5 protein-coding genes are annotated in these 4,965 nt (G+C 43.3%); all 5 read left to right on the top strand.

What is annotated here, in order from left to right; all coding sequences use genetic code 11:
- Positions 1-697: thiamine pyrophosphate-dependent enzyme (locus V7121_RS23340; protein WP_335548085.1), on the top strand; the 697-nt coding region annotated here is incomplete at its 5' end.
- Positions 694-1,215, top strand: coding sequence for an acetolactate synthase small subunit (ilvN, locus tag V7121_RS23335; RefSeq protein WP_335502909.1), 522 nt, complete (start codon positions 694-696; stop codon positions 1,213-1,215). The genes V7121_RS23340 and ilvN, both read left to right, overlap by 4 nt.
- Before the next feature lie 27 nt (positions 1,216-1,242).
- On the top strand, positions 1,243-2,274 hold the full coding sequence (gene ilvC / locus V7121_RS23330; protein ID WP_335548082.1) for a ketol-acid reductoisomerase: 1,032 nt from the start codon (positions 1,243-1,245) through the stop codon (positions 2,272-2,274).
- On the top strand, positions 2,261-3,805 hold the full coding sequence (locus V7121_RS23325) for a 2-isopropylmalate synthase (protein ID WP_335502903.1): 1,545 nt from the start codon (positions 2,261-2,263) through the stop codon (positions 3,803-3,805). The genes ilvC and V7121_RS23325 overlap by 14 nt, the downstream gene beginning before the upstream one ends.
- Positions 3,806-3,836: 31 nt before the next feature.
- Entirely contained in the window at positions 3,837-4,943 is a 1,107-nt protein-coding gene (leuB, locus tag V7121_RS23320; RefSeq protein WP_335502901.1) for a 3-isopropylmalate dehydrogenase, read from the top strand.
- Positions 4,944-4,965 lie beyond the last annotated feature (22 nt).

Raw genomic sequence — 4,965 nt, 5'->3', positions numbered from 1 at the left:
CCTTGTTCAGGAGATAGAATCACCAAAAACCGCCGTATGGCTGGAAAAACTGAGCCAATACAAACAGGAATATCCGCTTTGGTATAAACATGATCCAAACGGAATGTGTCCGCAATGGGTCATTGAGGCAGTCCATAAAGTTACAAACGGTGAAGCTATTGTCGCAACCGATGTCGGGCAACATCAAATGTGGGCTGCTCAATATTACACCTTTAAAGAGCCGCACCGTTGGATTACATCAGGTGGACTTGGTACCATGGGCTTTGGCTTCCCTGCTGCAATCGGCGCACAAATTGCCAAGCCGGATAGTACAGTCGTTGCGATTGTTGGTGATGGCGGCTTCCAAATGACACTTCAGGAATTATCGATCATTTACGAACGAAACCTTCCTGTAAAAATCATTATTGTTAACAACGGCGCACTTGGAATGGTTCGTCAGTGGCAAGAACTATTACATGGAAACCGAATTTCTGAATCGATTCTCCATACCCAGCCTGATTTTGTCAAACTTGCTGACAGTTATTCAATTAAGGGGTATCGAGTGAACAATCAGGAAGAACTGATTACGGTTTTACCAGAAGTTTTCGCCCACAATGGTCCAGTCCTTGTTGATTGCCGTGTCCTTCAACAGGAAAAAGTCTTTCCAATGATTGCCCCTGGCAAAGGAATCCATGAAATGATTGGGGTGAAACCATGAAGCGAATCATAACCGCAACTGTTCAGGATCGCAGCGGAGTTCTCAATCGCGTGACCGGTCTTTTGCAACGGCGCCAATTCAATATTGAAAGTATTTCCGTAGGTCCAACAGAAACCGAAGGCGTTTCGAAAATGACCCTGGTAGTTGAAGTGGAGGATGAGCAGCGGCTTGAACAAGTTACCAAGCAGCTCAACAAACAAATTGATGTTTTAAAAGTTTCCGATATTACGGATAAAGCAATTGTTGTTCGTGAATTGGCCTTGATTAAAGTGGCCTCAAGCAGTCAATTGCGCAGCGAGATAAATGGAATCATTGACCCATTTCGTGCCATTGTTATTGACGTAAGTAAGGATAGCTTAGCCGTTCAAATTACAGGTAAACCTGAAAAAATCGATGCATTACTAGAAGTGCTTCGACCTTATGGAATTAAGGAGATTGCCAGAACAGGGTTGACCGCTCTATTACGCGGGTATCAACCGCAAGTAAACGAACTAACTCATCACACCCTACAAAAATAATAATTTATCTTGAAAGGATGATTAATAATGGTAAAAGTACTTTATAACGGAGAAATTCAAGAAGAGGTTTTACAAGGAAAGAAAATCGCAGTAATTGGCTATGGTTCACAAGGTCATGCCCACGCCCTTAATTTGAAAGAAAGCGGCTTTGATGTAGTGGTTGGACTTCGCGGAGGAAAATCATGGGATAAAGCAGTTGAAGATGGCGTTGACGTTCGCACTGTTGCTGAAGCAACGGCTGTTGCAGATGTGGTTATGGTCCTTCTTCCGGATGAAATGCAGCCAAAAGTTTACGAAGAAAGCATTAAACCGAATCTAGAAGCTGGGAACTCTCTTGTTTTTGCTCACGGATTCAATATTCATTTCAGCCAAATCGTCCCTCCTGCAGATGTTGACGTATTCTTAGTTGCTCCAAAAGGTCCAGGACATTTAGTTCGCCGTACCTATACAGAAGGTGCCGGAGTTCCTGCTCTATACGCCGTTTACCAAGACTACTCTGGTCAAGCTCGTGAGGTTGCTCTTGCATATGCAAAAGGAATTGGCGCTGCCCGTGCAGGAGTTCTAGAAACAACATTCCAAGAAGAAACAGAAACAGATCTTTTCGGAGAGCAAGCAGTTCTTTGCGGAGGTACGACTGCCCTAATCAAAGCAGGCTTCGAAACACTAGTAGAAGCAGGTTATCAGCCAGAAGTTGCCTATTTCGAGTGTTTACATGAGTTGAAATTAATCGTTGACCTTCTATATGAAGGAGGATTTGAAAATATGCGCTATTCAATCTCCGATACAGCACAATGGGGAGATTTCGTTTCAGGACCTCGTGTCGTGAATGCAGATACAAAAGCACGTATGAAGGATGTATTAACAGATATCCAAACTGGTGCGTTTGCGAAAGGCTGGATCCTTGAAAACCAAGCAAACCGTCCACAATTTAACGCGATTAATCGCGCTGAAAACAATCACCAAATTGAACAAGTTGGCCGTGAACTTCGCGCCTTAATGCCATTTATTAAAAAGCCAGTAAATGCAAAGAAGGAAGTGGTGGTAAATGGTTCACGTTAACATCTTTGATACGACATTACGCGATGGCGAACAGTCCCCTGGTGTGAATTTAAACCAACTGGAGAAATTAGAAATCGCAAGACAACTTGAACGGTTTGGTGTTGATATTATGGAGGCCGGCTTTCCGGCTTCCTCTCAAGGCGATTTTGAAGCAGTAAGAGCAATCGCTCGGAGTATAAAAAACGTATCGGTCACAGGCCTGGCAAGAGCGACGAAATCGGACATTGACATTGCGTGGGATGCGTTAAAAGATGCAGCGGAACCGAGGTTGCACGTTTTTCTTGCTACCTCCCCTATCCATATGCAATATAAACTGATGAAAACACCTGAGGAAGTCACACAAATTGCGGTAGACATGGTGTCTTATGCGAAACGGAACTTCCCGCATATCGAGTGGTCGGCTGAAGATGCTTCGCGCTCTGACCTTGATTTCCTTGTTCAAATTATTACGAAGGTCATTGATGCAGGTGCGACGGTCATTAATCTTCCTGATACAGTTGGTTATACCACACCTGAAGAATATGGACGCATGTTCCGTTACATCCGCGAAAACGTTCCTAATATTCATAAGGCTGCCTTATCGTGCCATTGTCATGATGATTTGGGAATGGCGGTTGCCAATTCACTAGCTGCCATCGAAAACGGTGTAACCCAAGTCGAGGGTACAATTAATGGAATCGGAGAACGTGCCGGTAATGCCTCTTTAGAGGAAATTGGCGTGGCCTTAAATATTCGTAAAGATAAATATCCTTACACTACGAATCTAGTCTTAAAAGAAATTAAGCGGACGAGTGATCTTGTCAGCCGCTTTACTGGTATGTTAGTTCCGCCTAATAAAGCAGTTGTTGGAAAAAATGCTTTCGCACATGAATCAGGAATTCATCAGGATGGCGTCTTAAAAAATACGTTAACCTATGAAATTATTACCCCTGAATTAGTTGGGGTCAAATCTAATGATCTAGTGCTTGGCAAACATTCCGGCCGCCATGCCTTCAAAGATAAAATTGAGCAAATGGGCTTTGAACTTTCCGATGAAAAACTGGTTGAAGCTTTTACTGCTTTTAAACAATTAACCGATCGTAAGAAGGAAGTTACCGATGAGGACCTATTTGCCATTTTAACAGATATTCAAACAACAGCTGTTGATATCAAAAAATATGAATTGGTTGCATTCCAAGTTCATTATGGTTCAGCAAACTTACCGACAGCAACTGTGGCTCTAACCACTCCTGAAGGAATTCGAGTCGAAACAGCCCGCACAGGTTCTGGTAGTGTCGAAGCCTTAATGAATACATTAGAAGCTCTAATTAAAGAAGAAATCCATCTCACTGACTTTAGATTAAGTTCCATCGGTCAAGGAAGGGATGCATTAGCAGAAGTCCATGTAAAAATGACCGTAAACGGTACCCCAGTTACCGGACGCGGTTCAGCTCAGGATGTACTGGAAGCTTCAGCAAAATCATTCTTGAACGCTGTGAATCGTGTATTTTTTAACCAAAATGCCGCTGTAAAGGAAACAGCAGCTCTATAAAAAACAAACAAAAATGAGGAGGTTGCTTCTAATGAAAAAACGTATTGTCTTACTTCCCGGTGATGGTATTGGCAAGGAAGTTATTAATTCTGCAAAAGATGTGTTACATGCAATTGCGGAAGAATACAATCATACTTTTAGTTTTGAAAGCCATGAAATCGGAGGAGCAGCCATTGACCTTTACGGCACTCCCCTTCCAGAAACAACTGTTGAAGCATGCAAGCAGGCTGATGCGGTATTGCTTGGTGCTGTAGGCGGACCAAAATGGGATAAAAACCCTTCCCATTTACGTCCTGAACGTGGTTTGTTAGGAATCCGCAAGGCCCTTGATTTATACGCTAACTTAAGGCCGATTAAAGGATTTAAAAACCTGCTCCATGCCTCACCTTTAAAGGAAGAAGTAGTCTCTGGAAGCGACCTCCTTATCGTTCGTGAATTAACTGGCGGCCTTTATTTCGGTACTCCAAGTGAACGCCGTGATAACGGTAACTCTGTTGTCGACACGCTCGTCTATTCCCGTCAAGAGATTGAAAGAATCGTCGATAAAGGCTTTCAAGCAGCCCAGCAGCGGCGCGGTCACTTGACTTCGGTTGATAAAGCAAACGTTCTTGAATCTAGTAAACTATGGCGTGAAATTGTCGAAGAGAAAAAAGCTCAGTATCCTGATGTTGCAGTGGAACATGTATTAGTCGATGCGGCCGCGATGAAATTAATTACCAACCCAAGCCAGTTTGACGTAATCGTAACCGAGAATCTATTTGGCGATATCCTAAGTGATGAAGCCTCTGTTATTACTGGATCCCTTGGGATGCTCCCTTCTGCCAGCTTAAATGAAAATGGGGTTGGCCTTTACGAGCCTGTTCATGGCTCCGCCCCTGATATCGCAGGTAAAGGCATTGCGAATCCTGTAGCGATGATATTATCTGCAGCGCTTATGCTAAGATACTCTTTCGGATTGAATGATGAGGCAAAAATGATTGAGGATGCCGTCCAAGCGGTTTTAGACGCAGGCTTCCACACCGGTGACCTTCAAGTGCCAGATGGACGTCAGGTTGGAACAGCTGAAATGACAAAATTGATTGCTGACCATATTAAATCACAAAATGCTTCGAAATGTATTGCTAGTTGTTATTTTTAACAAAAAAGCGGAAGCACCCTGG

It is taken from the genome of Neobacillus drentensis, assembly GCF_036962125.1.
In the GTDB taxonomy this organism is placed as follows: Bacteria; Bacillota; Bacilli; order Bacillales; family Cytobacillaceae; genus Neobacillus; species Neobacillus drentensis_B.
Note: the sequence above shows the minus strand (reverse complement) of the source record. Positions and strands in the feature narration are given on the sequence as shown.